The organism is Stenotrophomonas sp. Steno-Z10-HUANG, from assembly GCF_056393075.1.
Map to the genome: position 1 here is coordinate 45327 of NZ_JBWJPA010000011.1, position 14806 is coordinate 60132.

General features: G+C 70.4%; 18 protein-coding genes. 10 read left to right on the top strand and 8 right to left on the bottom strand.

What is annotated here, in order from left to right:
• Positions 1 to 102 precede the first annotated feature (102 nt).
• Together AC06E6_RS14000 and AC06E6_RS14005 are read right to left on the bottom strand one after the other, a co-directional pair.
• Positions 103 to 1086, bottom strand: coding sequence for a sensor domain-containing protein (locus AC06E6_RS14000; RefSeq protein ID WP_478061728.1), 984 nt, complete (start codon positions 1084 to 1086; stop codon positions 103 to 105).
• Positions 1083 to 1448 (bottom strand): PadR family transcriptional regulator, encoded by a 366-nt coding sequence (locus AC06E6_RS14005; RefSeq protein ID WP_104939213.1) that lies wholly within the window; start codon positions 1446 to 1448, stop codon positions 1083 to 1085. Before AC06E6_RS14005 ends, AC06E6_RS14000 begins: the two co-directional genes overlap by 4 nt.
• A 152-nt stretch (positions 1449 to 1600) precedes the next feature.
• On the opposite strand from AC06E6_RS14005, the gene AC06E6_RS14010 reads away from it, so the two are divergent.
• On the top strand, positions 1601 to 2497 hold the full coding sequence (locus tag AC06E6_RS14010; RefSeq protein WP_478061730.1) for a peptidylprolyl isomerase: 897 nt from the start codon (positions 1601 to 1603) through the stop codon (positions 2495 to 2497).
• 59 nt (positions 2498 to 2556) lie between these two features.
• Here the strand turns inward: AC06E6_RS14010 and AC06E6_RS14015 are convergent, their stop codons facing one another.
• Positions 2557 to 3429: a DMT family transporter gene (locus tag AC06E6_RS14015; RefSeq protein ID WP_478061732.1), complete on the bottom strand. Its 873-nt coding sequence runs from the start codon at positions 3427 to 3429 to the stop codon at positions 2557 to 2559.
• 187 nt (positions 3430 to 3616) lie between these two features.
• Between AC06E6_RS14015 and AC06E6_RS14020 the strand changes: the two genes are divergently transcribed.
• Complete coding sequence (locus AC06E6_RS14020; RefSeq protein WP_478061734.1) at positions 3617 to 3910, top strand: hypothetical protein; 294 nt, start codon at positions 3617 to 3619, stop codon at positions 3908 to 3910.
• 126 nt (positions 3911 to 4036) lie between these two features.
• On the top strand, positions 4037 to 4267 hold the full coding sequence (locus AC06E6_RS14025) for a hexameric tyrosine-coordinated heme protein (RefSeq protein WP_104939218.1): 231 nt from the start codon (positions 4037 to 4039) through the stop codon (positions 4265 to 4267).
• Between the two features lie 283 nt (positions 4268 to 4550).
• Here AC06E6_RS14025 and AC06E6_RS14030 read toward each other — a convergent pair whose 3' ends face one another.
• Positions 4551 to 4907, bottom strand: a complete 357-nt coding sequence (locus AC06E6_RS14030; RefSeq protein WP_104939219.1) for a GFA family protein — start codon at positions 4905 to 4907, stop codon at positions 4551 to 4553.
• 106 nt (positions 4908 to 5013) lie between these two features.
• Between AC06E6_RS14030 and AC06E6_RS14035 the strand changes: the two genes are divergently transcribed.
• The 6 genes from AC06E6_RS14035 to AC06E6_RS14060 all read left to right on the top strand — a co-directional run bounded on the left by AC06E6_RS14035 (position 5014) and on the right by AC06E6_RS14060 (position 9388).
• Entirely contained in the window at positions 5014 to 6816 is a 1803-nt protein-coding gene (locus tag AC06E6_RS14035; RefSeq protein ID WP_478061736.1) for a DUF885 domain-containing protein, read from the top strand.
• A gap of 218 nt (positions 6817 to 7034) precedes the next feature.
• Positions 7035 to 7508 carry a LuxR family transcriptional regulator gene (locus AC06E6_RS14040; protein ID WP_409476809.1) on the top strand — a complete coding sequence of 158 codons (474 nt, stop codon included), beginning with the start codon at positions 7035 to 7037 and terminating at the stop codon, positions 7506 to 7508.
• Positions 7509 to 7615: 107 nt separating this feature from the next.
• Positions 7616 to 7954 (top strand): tRNA-binding protein, encoded by a 339-nt coding sequence (locus AC06E6_RS14045; RefSeq protein WP_240212082.1) that lies wholly within the window; start codon positions 7616 to 7618, stop codon positions 7952 to 7954.
• Positions 7955 to 7972: 18 nt separating this feature from the next.
• The gene (locus AC06E6_RS14050; RefSeq protein WP_104939223.1) at positions 7973 to 8224 is read left to right on the top strand and encodes a DUF6868 family protein; all 252 of its coding nucleotides are present in this window, start codon (positions 7973 to 7975) and stop codon (positions 8222 to 8224) included.
• Between the two features lie 46 nt (positions 8225 to 8270).
• Positions 8271 to 8768, top strand: a complete 498-nt coding sequence (locus AC06E6_RS14055; protein WP_478061737.1) for a hypothetical protein — start codon at positions 8271 to 8273, stop codon at positions 8766 to 8768.
• Positions 8769 to 8812: 44 nt separating this feature from the next.
• Positions 8813 to 9388: a TMEM175 family protein gene (locus AC06E6_RS14060; RefSeq protein ID WP_478061739.1), complete on the top strand. Its 576-nt coding sequence runs from the start codon at positions 8813 to 8815 to the stop codon at positions 9386 to 9388.
• Positions 9389 to 9603: 215 nt separating this feature from the next.
• On the opposite strand, the gene AC06E6_RS14065 is transcribed toward AC06E6_RS14060, so the two are convergent.
• The 4 genes from AC06E6_RS14065 to AC06E6_RS14080 all read right to left on the bottom strand — a co-directional run bounded on the left by AC06E6_RS14065 (position 9604) and on the right by AC06E6_RS14080 (position 14142).
• Positions 9604 to 11424, bottom strand: coding sequence for an ATP-binding response regulator (locus AC06E6_RS14065; RefSeq protein ID WP_478061740.1), 1821 nt, complete (start codon positions 11422 to 11424; stop codon positions 9604 to 9606).
• On the bottom strand, positions 11417 to 12070 hold the full coding sequence (locus AC06E6_RS14070) for a LuxR C-terminal-related transcriptional regulator (protein ID WP_478061742.1): 654 nt from the start codon (positions 12068 to 12070) through the stop codon (positions 11417 to 11419). Before AC06E6_RS14070 ends, AC06E6_RS14065 begins: the two co-directional genes overlap by 8 nt.
• Positions 12071 to 12157: 87 nt before the next feature.
• Entirely contained in the window at positions 12158 to 12862 is a 705-nt protein-coding gene (locus tag AC06E6_RS14075) for a hypothetical protein (RefSeq protein WP_478061744.1), read from the bottom strand.
• A 53-nt stretch (positions 12863 to 12915) separates the two neighbouring features.
• Entirely contained in the window at positions 12916 to 14142 is a 1227-nt protein-coding gene (locus AC06E6_RS14080; protein ID WP_478061746.1) for a hypothetical protein, read from the bottom strand.
• A 183-nt stretch (positions 14143 to 14325) separates the two neighbouring features.
• Between AC06E6_RS14080 and AC06E6_RS14085 the strand changes: the two genes are divergently transcribed.
• Positions 14326 to 14679, top strand: coding sequence for a hypothetical protein (locus tag AC06E6_RS14085; protein ID WP_240212087.1), 354 nt, complete (start codon positions 14326 to 14328; stop codon positions 14677 to 14679).
• Positions 14680 to 14806 lie beyond the last annotated feature (127 nt).

Here is a 14806-nt window from a genome sequence, read left to right on the forward strand (position 1 = left end):
TCCCGCACGCGCCCGCGAACCGGGCGAACCGCGGGCAGCGCTGCCGACAAAAAAAAAGCGGGGCACCCAGGTGCCCCGTCGTTCGTCGCCCCGCCGGTCCGCCTACAGCCGCACCAGCAGGTGCTTGGCGATGGCCCCGTGCAGCCGGCCGATGGCACGCGCCAGGTGCAGGGTCGCCAACAGCAGTACCAGCCCCACGGCCACCGACAGCGGCCATACCCACAGGCCGCCGCCCAGGTTGACATCGTTGATCCAGATGCCGACGGGCTGGTCCAGCGCCACGTCGGCCAGCGGCGCGAACACCAGTGCCAGCGAGGTCGAGAGCAGGGTCGTGGCGACGCTGAAATAGACCACGCCCAGCGGCAGCATCAGCACGAAATACAGCATGGTCAGCCAGGTGCGCACGTCGGTGAACATCGCCCCGATCCGCGCCAGCCAGCCCTGGCTCCGGTCGGTGTACATCGGCCGGCGCGGCATGCGCACGCCCAGCAGCGCCTCGATGATGCGCCCCTCCACCAGCGACAGCACCCGTACCGACCCCAGGAACAGCAACAGCACCGGGATGCCGATGATCAGGATCAGCAGCGACACCGACAGCGACAGCCCGGTCACCACCCAGGTGAAGAAGAACACGCCCGTGACCAGCGACAGCAGCATGTAGAACAGCGCGCCATAGGTATGCGGGTCCAGCACCACGCCGAAGAAGCGTGCGGCCGCCGGGCGCGGCCTGGCGGTGGGCGCGGCCGGGGCGGTGGCGGCCACGCCCGCCGCGGGCGTGGCGAGCGGCGGCGTTGGCGGCCGGCGACCCGGCAGTGGCGTGCGCAGCGCGCGGTTCACCGTCACCTCGGTCTCGCGGTAGATCTCGGCCACCTCCTCCGGCGCGCCGTAGCTGCCGGCGACACCGGCGATCACCTCGGCCTCGCTCTTGCCGGGCTGCTCGGCCAGCTCCGAGCGCAGGTACTCCTCGGCGTCGTACAGCGCGTCCTGGACCATCGCCGGGTCGGCACCGGCCAGCGCGGCGCGCAGCTGCTCCAGGTATTCGGGAATCGTGGTCGGCAGCGGCCGTGGGTTGGTCTCGTTGTTCATCGTTCGACTCCCTCCAGTACGGACTCCAGCGAGTCCCGGGTGGCATTCCAGGCCGCGATCCACTGCTTCAGCACGGCGCGTCCCTCGTCATTGATGCGGTAGTAGCGCCGTGGTGGCCCGGCCACCGACGGCTCGACATGGCTTTCCAGCAGGCCGGCGCCTTCCAGGTTGCGCAGTACCGGGTACAGCGCGCTCTGCTTGCCACTGAGCACGCCATCGCCGGTGCGCTCCAGTTCCTTGGCGATCAGGTACCCGTACAGCGGCTCCCCGGCCTTGGCCAGCACCGCCAGCAGTGCAAGCGACACCGTGCCGGCGCTGAGTTCCTTCTGGAATTTGCGCAGTTGGGCCTCGAAATCACCCATCGTCCCGCTCCTGCCAACTAGCCTGAAGCCAACACTATTACTCACTTCGCTATAGCGGATGTGCCGGTAGTCACCCCACTCCCGGCATGGTCTGGCGGCGGCCCCTGGCGATCCGCCAGAATCGGCCCACACCCGATCACGGAACGCGCCCGATGACGCTACGCCCGACCCTGCTGGCCCTGGCCCTGATGCTGCCCCCGCTGCCAGCACTGGCCGCCGACGCGCCGGCCAGGTACCGCAGCGCGCAGGAGATCCTCGCTGCCTCGCCCGACAGCGACTGGCACGTGCCCGCCGCCGACAACCTGCTGTACATGGACCTGGACGGCGGCCGCGTCATCATCGAACTGGCCCCTGAATTCGCCCCCGAACACGCCGGCAACATCCGCACCCTGGCGCGCGAGGGCTTCTGGAACGGCACCAGCATCTACCGTTCGCAGGACAACTTCGTGGTCCAGTTCGGCGACGCCGATGCCGACGACCCGGCCCGGGCGCGGCCGCTGGGCAGCGCGAAGACCCATCTGCCGGCCGAGTTCCAGCGGCCGTCCCGGGGGCTGGCGTTCACCGCGCTGCCCGACCGCGACGGCTGGGCTGCGAAGACCGGCTTCGTCGGCGACTTCGCCGTTGCCGGCGACGGCGAACACACCTGGCTGGCGCACTGCTACGGCGCGGTCGGTGCCGGCCGCAGCAACGACGAGGACAGCAGCATCGGCGCCGAGCTGTACGTGGTCACCGGGCAGTCGCCGCGCCAGCTCGACCGCAACATCACCCTGGTCGGGCGCGTGCTCAAGGGCATGGAACTGCTCAGCACGATCAAACGCGGACCCGAGCCGATGGGCTTCTACGAAGACCCCGCGCAGCGCACGCCGATCCGTTCCATCCGCCTCGCCAGCGACGTGCCCGCCGCGCAGCGCACGCCGCTGCGGGTGCTGCGCACCGACTCCAGGACCTTCGCCGACATGGTGGAAGCGCGCCGCAACCGCCGCGACGATTTCTACAAACGCCCGGCCGGCCATATCGACCTGTGCAACATCCCGCTGCCGATGCGCTGAGCCGGGCCGCATGCGGGTGACGCCAGCGGCCACCACCGCCTGCGGTCACCGGCCGCTGCCTAGCGCTGGCTGACCGCCACACTGCCCAGGACCAGGCCGCCGGCGAGCAGCATCTGCAGGGTCACCGGCTCGCCCAGGAACAGCCAGGCGAACAGCGCCCCGAACAGCGGGATCAGGTAGGTGACGGTGGCCGCGCGCGACGCTCCGATCCGCCCGATCAGGCGGTAGAACACCAGGAACGCCAGGCCGGTGCAGAGGATGCCCAGGGCGACGGCACTGGCCCAGGAGGCGGCCGGCACCGGCTGCCGCGGCCAGTGGCGCAGCGCCATCGGCAGCATCCACAGCGAAGCGCAGCCCAGCGTAGCCGCCGCCGCCGCGGCCGGCGGCAGTCCGCCCATGTGGCGACGGACCAGGTTGGCGCCCAGCCCGTAGAGCAGCGCCGCCACCGTGCCGGCCGCCACCGCCGCGCCGATCGCCAGGCCCGACACCTTGGCCGTGGCCAGCACCACCACGCCGGAAAAGCCGACCAGCAGCGCGAACGCCCGGCGCGGGCCGATCTTCTCGCCGAAGAACAGGAAGCCGATCAGCGCGGCGAACAGTACCGTCATCGCGTTGCAGATCGCGCCGATCGCCGCCGGCGCACGCTCGGCCGTCCACGCGAACAGCACGAACGGCAGCGCCGAATTGACCAGGCCGACAGGCGCCAGCCACAGCCAGCGCCGCGCCGGGAAAAGCGCGCGTGCACGCCACAGGAACGGCATCAGCACCAGCGCGCCGAGCAGCAGGCGCACCTCCACCAGCGCGTACGGGCCGAAGTCGTGCACCGCGATGCGCATGAACAGGAACGAGGCGCCCCACACCATGCCCAGCCCCAGCAGTTCCAGCGGCGTGGACCAGTCGCGCGCCACCGGCGCCGGCGTCGCCCCGCTCATGGGCCCGGCTCCCTCACCATCGTTTCCGCCCGCACCGCGCCTGCCATCGACATCCCTCCGTGGGTGGAACGCAAGCATCCCTGCAACCGCGCCCGCTGACAAACAGCGCGCGCCCGCGCCGCCGCGTTTCACGTTGCCTTGCCCGCCCGATGCCCAGGCTGGGGGCCCCTTCCCACGGAGCTCCCCCATGCCCCTGCTGCGCATCCGCATCACCGGCGACGCCGACGACGCCCTGGCCGTGACCGACCTGCTGCACGGCCTGGAAGGCATCGAACACGTCGAGGAGACCGACGATCTGATGCCGCACATGGACGACGAGGACTCCAGTTCGGCCGGCCTGTCCGACGACATCGGCCCCGGCATCCACGAACTGGAAGTGGAGGTCGGCAACACGGCCACCGCGGACAAGGCGCGCCGGGCGGTGGAACTGCTGGCCAGCGAACGCGGACTGGTCATCGAGTACGAGCAGGACGAGGGCTGAGCCGCGCCACGGCCCGGGCGGGCGCTGGCAGGCGCGGCGCCGCCGCGGTTTGATCCTGGTCAAGACATCGCGGCCGGCGGCAGCGCACATTCCGCTGTCCATCCACCGCTACAGGAGACCACCGCGATGACCGACCTTTGGCTCGACACCCTGATCACCGCCACCCCGCAGGAAGGCTTCGAGCTCGCGGTCCTGTTGAGCCGCCGCAGCGTCAAGTACACCCAGCCGGACCTGTCCATCCTGCAGAAACTGCGGCCGGAGTATGCCGACTCCACCGACGCGCTGACCGCCGCCGCCCAGGTGCTGGCACTCAATTTCCAGACGGTGGCCGCGGCCAACAATTACTGGCGGCCGTGAGGTCGCTGGCGCACCCCGGTGCGCCCTGCGACCGGCTCACCCCTGCTGCTGGCGCCGGCAACGGCGCCACGGCTGCATCCGCCGCACCGCAGCACGGCGACGGCAGACCGCCGGGGGAAGATGCCGCGGACGCCTCCAGCGCGCGATCGCTCTGTCCCGGAGCCGTGAATGCACGGTCCGTGGCCGCCGCGGTCAGCCCGGTGGCCACGCCGGCCGCAACGGCGTCGTGCCCGGCGCAGCCCGCGGCCGGCAATGGCAGCGGGTCAGCCCGGCCGCGCAGCCGTCAGCGGCTGGCGCCGTCGTAAGGGTGGATCTCCAGCGCCTCCAGATCAACGTCCGGCACGCAGCGCAGGTTGATCGCCACGGTCGGCTGGCCACTGCGCGGGTCGACCGCTTCGCTGAACGGGGCAACGCCGCAGACATGGCAGTGGTGGTGATCGATGTGCCTGGAATTGAAGCGGTAGCTCTCCAGGTGCGCCGGATCGGTCCGGAGTTCGAAACCGCTGCGCGGGCCGAACCACAGCAGCGAACCGCGGCGCCGGCAGATCGAACAGTTGCAGGACACGGCACTGGCGATCGGCTCGGCCGACTCGAACGCGAACGCGATGCGCCCGCAGTGGCAACTGCCTTCGTAATGCATCGCATCCCCTCCACCGGCGTGTCTGGCGGACATGGTAAGCCAATGGCAGGGGCGTCCGCCGCGGCACTGGCCTATGCTGGAGGTTTCCTCCGCAACAGGTATCCCGATGCGCAAGCACCTGCTCGCCGCCGCCCTGCTCGCCAGCCTGGCCGGTTGCCAGAACAGCGACGCCCCGTCCTCCCCGTCCGCCACCACCGAACAGGCCGGCCAGAGCCAGGCCGACGCGCAGTTCGCCGAACTGTCGAAGAAGGCACTCGATACCTGGATGCAGCTGTCCCCGGTCAGCGCCACCCAGATCGGCGACCACCGTTACGACGCCGAGCTGGATGACCTCAGCGCCGCCGGCCAGCAGAAGGGCCTGGAGGCCAGCAAGGCGCTGCTCGCCGAGCTGGACCGGATCGACACCGGCAAGCTCGGCCGCGAAAACCAGGTGGACGCGGCGATCCTGCGCAACCAGCTGCAGTCCGACATCTGGAGCAACGAAACCCTGCAGTCGTGGAAGTGGGACCCGCAGGTCTACACCGGGCTGGCCGGCAGCGCCATCTACGGCCTGATGGCGCGCGAGTTCGCGCCCCTGCCCGAGCGCCTGAAGTCGGCCACCGCGCGGATCGAGAAGATCCCGCAGATCTTCGCCGCCGCGCGCGCCAACCTCGACCCGGCGCGCGTGCCGAAGATCCACGCCGAAACCGTGGCCAAGCAGAACCGCGGCATCCTCAGCCTGGTGGAGACCTTCATCGTCCCCAACATCGGTCAGCTCGAAGCCGCCGACCAGGAACGCCTGAAGACCGCCATCGCCACGCTGACCACCGCCGTCGAAGAGCAGCAGGCGTGGCTGGACAAGACCCTGGTGCCGAACGCCCGCGGCGACTTCCGCATCGGCGCGGAGAAGTACGACCAGAAGCTGAAGTTCTCGCTCAACTCCTCGCTCTCGCGCGCCGAGATCGGCGAACGCGCCCGCGCCGAACTGACCCGCGTGCGCAAGGACATGTACGGCATCGCCCAGGTGGTGCTCAAGGACAAGCCGGGCGCGCCGGACATGCCGGCCAACCCGACCGACGCGCAGCAGCAGAAGGCGATCGAGGCCGCGCTGGAACTGGCCTATGCCGAGAAGCCGGCCCGCGACAAGGTCGTCGACGACGCCAAGGCCGCGCTGGCGCAGTCCACCGAATTCGTGCGCACGCATGACCTGATGACCCTGCCCGACGCCCCGGTCGACATCATCCTGATGCCCGAATTCCAGCGCGGCGTGGCGGTGGCCTACTGCGATTCGCCCGGCCCGCTGGACAAGAACCTCAAGACCTTCTACGCGGTCTCGCCGATCCCCGACGACTGGAGCGACAAGCAGGTCGATTCGTTCCTGCGCGAATACAACAGCCGCATGATCCACCTGCTGTCGATCCACGAAGGCACCCCCGGGCACTACCTGGAAGGCTGGCACTCGGGCAAGTTCCCGTCGACGCTGCGCGCGGTGCTGCGCTCGGGCCTGTTCGCCGAGGGCTGGGCGGTCTACACCGAACGCATGATGCAGGAGCAGGGCTACCTGGACAGCGACCCGCTGTTCCACCTGGTGCAGCTGAAGTTCTACCTGCGCACGATCGCCAACGCCATCCTCGACCAGGGCGTGCACGTGGACAACTGGAGCCGCGAGCAGGCCATGCAGCTGATGACCCACGACGCCTTCCAGCAGGAGAGCGAGGCCGCGGGCAAGTGGGTGCGCGCGCAGCTGACCTCGGCGCAACTGCCGACCTATTTCGTCGGCGCGCAGGAGCACTTCGACACCCGCAAGGCGGTGCAGGACAAGCTCGGCGCCGACTTCAAGCTCAAGGCTTACCACGACCAGATCCTGTCCTACGGCGCGCCGCCGGTGCGCTTCGCACGCCAGCTGATGCTGGACCAGCCGATCGAGTGACCGCCCCGCGAGGGGACGCGCAAAGGCCCGGGGATTCCCGGGCCTTTGTCGTTGCGGCGCCCGCCAGCGCCGCCCGCGCCGCGCGCAGGCCTGCACGCGATCGCCGGCCTGTCCGGCCACCGCGCCGCCGCGTTCATGCAGGCCGGTACCGCGCCGGGGCATGATCGGCCCCAGGCAACCTGCCTCCAGGAGATCGCATGAACGTGATGCTTGCCGCGCTGCTGTCCACCGCCCTCACCGCCACCCCCGCGTTGGCCGCCGCGCCCGCCGTGCCGGCCGACTCGCCGCTGGTGGGCCAGTGGCTGCTGGACGTGGACAGCCTGCCGATGCCGCCGGAAGCGCGCCCGAAGCGCGTGGACCTGGTGTTCGCCGCCACGCCCGACGGCCGCTGGAACGAGCGCGTCCAGATCGTCGGCCAGGACGACAAGATCATGCATGCCGAATCCACCCTGGCGCTGGACGGCACCCCCGGCCGCGCGTCGGGCACGTACTGGGTCGACGTGCTGGCCGCCAAGATGCCGGCGCCGAACGTCCTGGTCATGCAGTTCGTCTACGAAGGCATCCCGCGCTCCACCCGGGTGTACTCGGTCAGTGCCGACGGCAACGTCATGACCGAGACGGAGTCCTACTTCAAGGACGGCACGCCGGTACTGCGTACGGCGCTGTTCAAGCGCGCCGGGCGCGCCCGCTGACCGCGCCCGCCGCCCTGTCGCGGACGCGGACCGCCACCGGCGCCGGCGCGGTTGACGCCCGCCCGCGCCGGCGCCAATGATCGGCACTCATCCCGCCGGCGCACGCCATGCAAACGATCGACTGGAACGACTTCAGCAAGGTGGAACTGCGCGTGGGCCGCATCGTGGCCGCCGAGCCGTTCGCCAAGGCACGCCGGCCGGCATACATCCTGCAGGTCGATTTCGGCCCGGAGATCGGCGTGCGCAAGTCCAGCGCCCAGATCACCGACCTGTATGCGCCCGAGGCGCTGGTCGGCAAGCAGGTGGTGGCGGTGGTGAATTTCCCGCCCAAGCAGATCGGCCCGCTGATGTCCGAATGCCTAGTCACCGGGTTCCACAATGCCCACGGCCAGGTATCGCTATGCGTGCCCGAACACGATGTCCCGCTCGGCACCCGCCTGCTGTAACGCGCTTCGGAGAACCCCATGGACAGCGATTTCCTGTGCCGCTTCCTGCTGTGGTCGCTGGCGTTCAACTACGCCGTCCTGCTGGCCTGGTTCCTTGCCTTCGTGACCGCGCGCGACGCGCTGCGGCGGTTGCATGGCCGCTGGTTCGCGCTGCCCGATGCCAGCTTCGACGCCATCCATTACGGCGGCATGGCCGCGTACAAGATCGGCATCCTGCTGTTCAATCTCGCTCCGCTGGCGGCGCTGTGGCTGGCGCGCCGCGGTGGCTGATCCGGTGCCTTCGCCGGCCGCCAGGGTTTTCCCGCCGGGGACGCACATGGCCCGCACCGCCACCGACCGGCGCGGCGCGCGCGGCGGGACGGCCAGCGCAGCGCGCGCCGGTGGCTTCACCAGCGAAGACCCGGCGGCGATGGAAGCCCGGGCGTGGGAACGCAGGGCCGAGGTCCGCGGCAACCGCGGCAGCGCCGGGGGCGAGGCCGGGCTGCCGGCGCGGGCCGACGGGATGCATGCGGCCGGACGCGACAGGGCACGGCGCATCCATGCGCTCATCGTGGCTGCCGCAGGCGGCCTGCAGCCACGCACCGGGCATGGCATGCCGACGTGGGCGCGGGACGCCAGGGCGCGGCGCCTGTTGCAGGGCGCGGGCAGATTCGACACCCGTTACGCCAGCTGCGGCTTCAGCGACCAGGCGGCGCTGGACAAGGGCGGTGGCCAAGAGCCCTCGCCATCCACCGGTTCGGCGCTGCCGGGGCCGCCATGCCGACCGCACCGGTGCGCCGGGCCGCCGGCTGAACCGGCCCCGGCGCCCCGCTGATCCGCGGCAGCGCCACCCACCACCACAAGCCACGGGGACAACGCATGGGCAAGGGACGTCTTGAAGCCTTCAGTGACGGCGTACTGGCGATCATCATCACCATCATGGTGCTGGAGATGAAGGCCCCGGAAGGCGCCACGCTCGATGCGCTGCTGCCGCTGGCGCCGTCGTTGCTGAGCTATGTGCTCAGCTTCATCTACGTGGGCATCTACTGGAACAACCACCATCACCTGCTGCAGGCCTGCAGGCGGGTCACCGGCAGCGTGCTGTGGGCCAACCTGCACCTGCTGTTCTGGCTGTCGCTGCTGCCCTTCGCCACGCGCTGGATGGGCAACAACCACCTGGCGCCGCTGCCCTCGGTGGCCTATGGCGTGGTCCTGCTGGCCACGGCCATCGCCTACTGGCTGCTGCAACGGCGCATCATCGCCGCCGACGGCAGTGAATCGGTGCTGCGGCACGCGCTGGGCGTCGACTGGAAAGGCAAGCTGTCGCCGGTGCTCTATCTCGCCGGCATCGGCGCCACGCTGGTCGATGCGCGGCTGGGCCAGGCGCTGTACGCGCTGGTCGCGCTGCTGTGGTTGATTCCCGACCGGCGCATCGAGCACGAACTCGAACACTAGTGCGCGCATGTCACGCGCCGGCGGCTGATGCAGGCCGGGCGCCCGCGACCGCGGCCTGCACCCGTGTCGATGGCGGTGCATCCGCGCCGCAGGGGCGGCCCGGCCTGCGCCGCTCCCTTGCGGCGCCGCCGGTATCCGCGGGGGTGCGGTACCCGCGCGCCGGCGCATCGTCCGGCGGCCGGCCCGCTCCCCGCACACGCCGCGCTGGCAGGCGCTCAAGGAGGCGAGCCAGCCGCCGGCGCGGGCAGCCAGTAGCCCAGCACCGCCTGCAGCTCGGCAGTCTCCACCGGCTTGCGCAACACCAGATAGCCCTGTTCCTGGGCCTCGGCCAGCTCGGCCGAATCCAGCTCGCCACTGATCATGGCCCCGCGCGCGTCCGGCAGCCGCCCGAGCAGTTCGCACAGCAGCTCGAAGCCGTTTTCGCCCGAACGCAGCCGCTGGTCGCAGAACACCACATCCGGCCGCAAACCGGACTCGAGCAGGCGCAGGGCCTGGCTGCCGGATTCGACGCAGGTCGCCTCAAGCCCCCAGGACCGCATCAGGGTCTGCCAGGCGCTGCGCACCAACGGATCATCGTCGACGACCAGGCAGCTGCCCGACCATTGCGGCAGCATCCGCGGTGGCGGCGGGTCCAGCGACCGCGGGACCACCAGCGCCGCCGCCTGCGCCGCGTCGGGCTGGATCCAGAAACACGACCCCTTGCCCTCGCGCGAGCGGAAACCGTGCCTGGCCCGCATCATGGCGCAGCAGCGGGCAACCACGGCCAGCCCCAGCCCGTGGCCGGCGCTGTCGATGTCCCAGGCGTGCTCGTTGCGGAAGAACGGCGAAAAGATGTCGGTGCCATCGCGCATCGCGATGCCGATGCCGGTATCCCAGACTTCGCACCGCCAGCCGCCCGCCCGCCGGCGCACGGCCAGCAGGATGCCGCCGCGGCGCGTGTAGCGCAGGGCGTTGTGCAGCAGGTTGTTCAGCGCCTGGCGCAGCAGCGTGCCATCGGCCACCACCACGGCCGCGCCCGGGGGAAGCCGCACGCGCAACGCCAGCCCGCGATCGCGCGCCTCCTCGCGGAACAAGGTCGCGACGTTGGCGATCATGCCCGCCAGATCGACCGCCTCGGTGCTGATCTGTACCCGGCCACTCTCGATCCGGGACAGGTCGAGCAGCGCGTCGAACATCTGCGTGGCCGACTGCACGCCCTGGCGCAGGTCCGCCAGGGCACCATCGAGCGCCGGATCCCGGTTGCTGCGCGAGATGGACGCCACCAGGAAGCCCATCGCATGCACCGGCTGGCGCAGGTCGTGGCTGGCCGTGGTCAGGAACAGGTTCTTGTCGTACAGCGCCTGCTCGGCCTGTTCCTTGGCCCGGCGGAAGTTCTCGGCCAGGCGCACGCCCTCCTCCTGCAACACGACGTTCTGCACGAAGAAGCGCAGCGAGATCGCCGAATGCCGCAGGATGGTGAGGATGTAGACCAGGGCCAACGGCATCACGTAATGCCAGTGGTCCGGGAAGGTGTAGGGCACCAGCAGGGTCACGCTTCCCCAGCCGGACAGGAAGAAGCAGCGGAACACCGACAGCACCGGCGAGGCATGCACCGAGTTGCTGGCCACGATGGCCGCGATCGTCACCAGATACAGCAGCTGGAACTCGAAGGTGGCGTGTGCGGCGGTCAGCAGCGGCGGCACCGCCATGCTGCTGCCGTATACCAGCGCCACGCCATGGATCAACGGCGACCAGCGGCGCAGCACCGCCTCCGGTGCATCCTGGATACAGGCGCGCTGGTAGCGCCGGTACAGCCCGCGCACGCCCCAGAAGCCGACGAAATACCAGGCCGACCACAGCACCAGGCCCAGCGGGTCCTGCCCGAGATGGGCGTACCAGGCGATGAACGGCAGGCTGACCACGACCATCGCGCCGAAGCCGTAGTTGACCCGGGCGAAAGCCACCTCGAGCAGGCCCACCCGGCGCGCCGGGCTGATGTCGGCGTAGCCCGGCGGGCTGTCGGCAGCGGCCGGTGCGGACTGGCCCGGCTCAGACATCGATCCGCTTTCCGCGCAGCCGGGTTATCAGTTCGATGCGGGTGCGCGCGCCCAGCCGGGACAGGATGCCGCTCACGTGCTCCTTCACGGTCTGCTCGGTCAACGACAGCTGTTGCGCCACGCGCTTGTTCGGCAACCCCTTGAGCATCAGCGCCAGCACCTCCCCCTGGCGCGGGGTCAGCCCCAGTTCGGCCGGACTCAGCGGCAGGCTGCGCGCATCGCCGTTCCACCGGCCGGGTACCGATGCGTCGTCGAACCAGCCATCGCCGCGCAGCACCGCGGCGACCGCCGACGCAAACACCGCGGGCTCGGCGTGCTTGAGCAGGAAGCCATCCACGGCCAACCGGCGTACCTTGTCGCGTATGGCCGGATCATCGTCACCGCTGATCACCAGCAGGCGGACCGCGGGGCAGGCGTCGCGCAGGCGCGCCAGCAGCGGCAGCGCGGTGCCGTCCGGCAGCCAGAAATCCACCAGCGCCAGTGTCGGTACCCCGGCCTGCTCCAGGTGGGCCCACAGCGCACCGGCACCGCAGATACCCTCGGCGCGCGCGAACCCGCAATGCGTACGCAGATAGTCGGCAATACCGCGCGCGACCAGCGGATGATCGTCCACTACCACGGCCGAGGGTGGGTACCAGGGCGTCATCGCGATGCCGGCGTGGCCGGACGAAGGCCGCGATTCACGTGCGGTGCCCGGGTGCTGCGCTTGCCAGCCATCTCTCCGTCCCCCTTGTCACGGCCGCCGCGTTCCGGGGCGCCCGCCGTCGCCCGCGCCGGCCAGGCAGCGCTTCAGTGCATCGCGTGCCTTGAGCCCATCGTGCCAGGCGATGTCGGCGATCGACGCGCCCTGGTAAATCACCTCGAAATGCCAGTCGTCCTCCATCCCGGCCAACAGCGCCTCGATGCTCGGTACCGCGAACAGCAGCATCGGCGACGCGGTTGCGCTTGTCTGCGCGTAGATGGCGTTCAAGGTGGCCGGCTGCAGATTACCCTGCCTGAGGGTCACGCGCACCGGCGTGCCGTTGCCGAGCCGCGGAAAGGCGTGCTCCTGGGTCAGGGGCGAAAAGCCCAGCAGCGCGCCGCGGTAGCCGCCGCCCGGCCCGAACAGGGTCACCACCACGCCATCGCTGATGCCATCGACGCGTTCGCGCTTGACCCGCTTGCCGCGCAGGAACGAGGCCGCACAGTACTCGCCCGGGCGGGCGCCGGACCTGGCCTGCATGAACTCCCACCAGCCGGCGATGACTTTCTCCCGGTAGCGGATCGCCTCCTCCTTGTTCGATTCCAGGATGTCCGCGGAATTGATCTGCGCCCGCCGGGTTTCCATCATCGATCCCAGCACGTCGAACGAAGCGGCGTTCACGCCGGAGGCGGCCGCGCACGGCACGCTCGCCAGCAGCAGTCCCGCGGCCAGCACCATGTTCCTGATCATCGCCATCCTCCTTTTTCCACTGTCGTGTACCGCCGCACCCGGCACCGTGGCGGGCGCGCTCAAGGCCCGGCCGCCTGGCGCGCCAGCGCCTCGCACATGTTGCGGGTGCGTCCCAGGCCGGCGCCTTCGTAATCGGACCGGATCAGGATGTCGTCCACCTGCCACTGCCCCTGTGCGTCAGGCCGGGTCCGGAACTCCAGGAAGCACATCGCAAAGCCGCCGGCATCGCCGCCCACCACGCCCTGGCTGCCGTAGGCCGTCACCGCCTCCCGCTCCCAGGTCTGGGTGTAGCGCAGGAAACGGGTGTCCCCGGCCTGGTGGAACTGCGGGTTGCCCATGAGCGCGACGACGTCCTGCTCGGGCCGGCCCTTCCAGAGCGGCAGCAGGCTGGATTCCAGCGGCGTCAGCGTGCGCCCATCGGCGCCCCTGCCACCGCCGCGCGCGGCCTGCGTGTCGGCCTGGATCTGTGCCTGCAGCTGCGCGATGTCCCGGCCCAGCCCGGCCTGGATCGACGCGGTGCCCGTTTCCAGTTCCCGCTGCTTCTGCTTCAGCTTCTCCATCGCGGCCTGGCGGTCGGCCTCGGACAGCGGCGTGGCCCACTTGCCGCTCGGGTCGGGACGCCTGCCGGAGAGGACTTTCTCCCACCAGAAATTCTCCCAGGCGAACGCCAGGAACTCGGACGGCAGCGTCTCCGCCAGCAACGGCAGGTCCGCCGGCAAGCCCAGCGCGGCCATGCGCTTGCCGAACGCACCGGCGTCGAACGTGCCGCCGGCCTTGATGGCGGCATGCAGCGCGTGGTCGAAGGCGATGTGGTTGCAGGCAATGGCGCCGGCCCGCGAGAGCGCCGGGGCGGCGGAGCTGTTCCAGCCGGTGGCGGCGACCGGTTCGGTTTCCAGGTCCGCGCGCCTGAGCTGGTAGCTGCCGGGCCCGATGCGGAAGGTGACCACATCGCCGGCGCGCACCGGCGGCACGCGGTCCCCCGCGCGCACGCCGGCTTTGTCCAGCGGCGCGGCGTTGGGGCACTGGAACTGCAGCTTCATGTGCACGAATTCGGGTTTGTCCGCGCTCTCGTACACGGCCGTCACGTCGATCTCGCGTATCTCGTGCGCGCCGCCGACGTCGGCGGGCGGCGTGCGATTGGCGATGACCCGGACATCCGCGAAATAGGCGATGCGATCATCCGCGGTGCCCTCGTACTGCAGCACCACGGCAAAGGCCCACGCCTGCGCCGGCCACAGCAGCAACGCGGCAACCAGCGGCATCCACAACCAGCGCGTGGCGATCATTCGCACATCCGGATCCGGCCGATGACGGGAACGCGCGAGGCCGTCGGCAACCGCCAGGCGCGGCCAATTATGCGGAGCCGCCCCGCCCCGGGCGGAACCCTACCGCAGTAGGGTTGAACCACTCCGGCAGCGCTGGACATCCTGCGTCTCCTTTCAAAAACCGCATGGAAAAGGAGCTCCACGATGAACAAACCGATCGCGCTGGCTACGGCGGCCACCCTCGTTGCGCTGACATCGGCCTGCGCCTCGTTCTCGGTCACCGACGATGCCATCGAGCGCAACACCGCCCAGTCGCTCGGGCTGGCCAAGGGCACGTTCACCATCACCGATCGCAGCAACGACGGGGTCAAGGCGAGTTATCTGGTCAGGACCGACAGCGGAAAACAGTTCTCGTGCTACGTCACTGGCGGCATATCCGTCACCGGGCGCGCGGCATCCGATGCGATCTGCTCCGAGCTCGGCAAGGGCGGCATGAGCGGCAAGCCCGCGACCGACGGCGCGTGCAATGCGCTGCTGAAGGCCGCCGGCAAGTGCTGAGCCGCCCGCGCGGCGACGACACCGCACCGCCCCGCGCGGGCGGTGGTGCCCACCCGCGGTGCCCTGGCTGATGCGCGGCATCGTCTGCCGGCGGCCCACGCCGGCAGACGCGACGCCGTAGCGACGC